Raw genomic sequence first — 1,448 nt, 5'->3', positions numbered from 1 at the left:
CTATCTCCAAGTGAAAGAGGACTCCACCCGTCAGTCAGGGTGGAGGTGAATTTCACAAATTTCAACCTTGTTGATTCTGAATATATTGTTTGATTATTTCCAAAGGCGCACCACCACAAGACCCTGCAAAATATGATCTTGACCATAAAACAGGTTTTGTATAATTCCCTCTCAAGTCTAAAAACTCATTTCGCATTCTTCTACTTGTTACAGACTTTAAATTATTAACCAATTTGCTTAACTGTACCGTTGGTGGATACTGAATAAGCATGTGAACATGGTCGGATTCACCATTACATTCCTTTAATTCAGCATCAAAATCTTTACATATTTCAGTTGCACACTCATTGAAATATTTATGATGCAACTCACCTAGTATTTTTTTTCGATATTTCGTTATAAAAACTAAATGAACATGAAGATTAAAGGCTGAATGTCGGTTTTTATATATCTCACTCATTGAAAAAATATACCTAAAATGTTAGAATCAGCACCATATTAACAGATACACACTCATTAATGAAAATCAATAAAGCGTATAAATTTAGGCTTGAGCCTAATGTCGAGCAAGAGGTTATTTTAAATAATCTCGTTGGCTCTGCACGCTTTGTTTGGAATCAAATATTAGCAATTTCATTTGAAATGTTTGCTCAAAATAAACACATTAATGCGGTGAATCTAGTAAAAAAGATAACAGCACTGAAAAAGAATCCTCAGTTTAGCTTTTTAGATGGAAATTCAAATGCTGTGTCACTTCAACAAAAAGTTCGTGATCTTGCATCAGCATGGGGGAAGTTTTTCAACCCTAAAGAACATGCTCGACTAAAAGAAAAAAAGCGCAAACCTAAGAAACCTAAATTTTTTAAATTGGCTGATGGTACTGAGGTTCAGTTGCGCCCACTTATGCCTAGATTTAAGAAAAAATCAGACGGTTATGATTCCATTCGCCTTGTACAATTCGATAAATACTGTTGGGTTAAAGGAAATAAACTCAAACTCCCTAATGGCGTAGGTGTTATTAAATTCAGGAAGTCGCAAGAGATTCTAGGCACAATAAAAAATGTGACGATCAGTAAGGTGTCAGGACGTTGGTACGTTTCATTCTGTACTGAAACAGAACTTACTGAAATGCCGATCCACCCATCAAAATCAGCGATTGGTGTTGATCTTGGTGTTAAGAAATTAATCACTACCTCAAATGGTCAGGTCTTTGACCCGATCAATAGCTTTAAAACCAATCAGATTAAATTAGCTAGACTTCAACGGAAGCAGAGAAAGAAAGTTAAATTTAGTCAAAATTGGAAAAAACTGAATTTTAAAATCAATAAACTACATCATCACATTGCCAATATTCGTCATGACTACTTGCAAAAAATCACTACAACGCTCAGCAAAAACCACGCAATGATTGCTGTTGAGGATTTAAAAGTAGCAAATATGTCGAAGTC

General features: G+C 34.7%; 2 protein-coding genes. One reads left to right on the top strand and one right to left on the bottom strand.

Annotated elements, in window-relative coordinates; all coding sequences use genetic code 11:
- Nucleotides 1-61 precede the first annotated feature (61 nt).
- Nucleotides 62-460, bottom strand: coding sequence for an IS200/IS605 family transposase (tnpA, locus tag FTU58_RS13935; protein WP_004970281.1), 399 nt, complete (start codon nt 458-460; stop codon nt 62-64).
- 59 nt (nt 461-519) lie between these two features.
- Between tnpA and FTU58_RS13930 the strand changes: the two genes are divergently transcribed.
- Nucleotides 520-1,448 (top strand): RNA-guided endonuclease TnpB family protein (locus tag FTU58_RS13930; protein WP_180038361.1); only part of this gene is annotated, 929 nt, incomplete at its 3' end.

It is taken from the genome of Acinetobacter sp. YH12120 (genome assembly GCF_013418795.1).
In the GTDB taxonomy this organism is placed as follows: domain Bacteria; phylum Pseudomonadota; class Gammaproteobacteria; order Pseudomonadales; family Moraxellaceae; genus Acinetobacter; species Acinetobacter towneri.
This window is presented reverse-complemented; position numbering and strand designations above follow the sequence as displayed.

Bases quoted from the DNA above. Each gene is read 5' to 3' on its own strand.
- tnpA (WP_004970281.1), bottom strand. From the start codon at position 460: ATGAGTGAGATATATAAAAACCGACATTCAGCCTTTAATCTTCATGTT.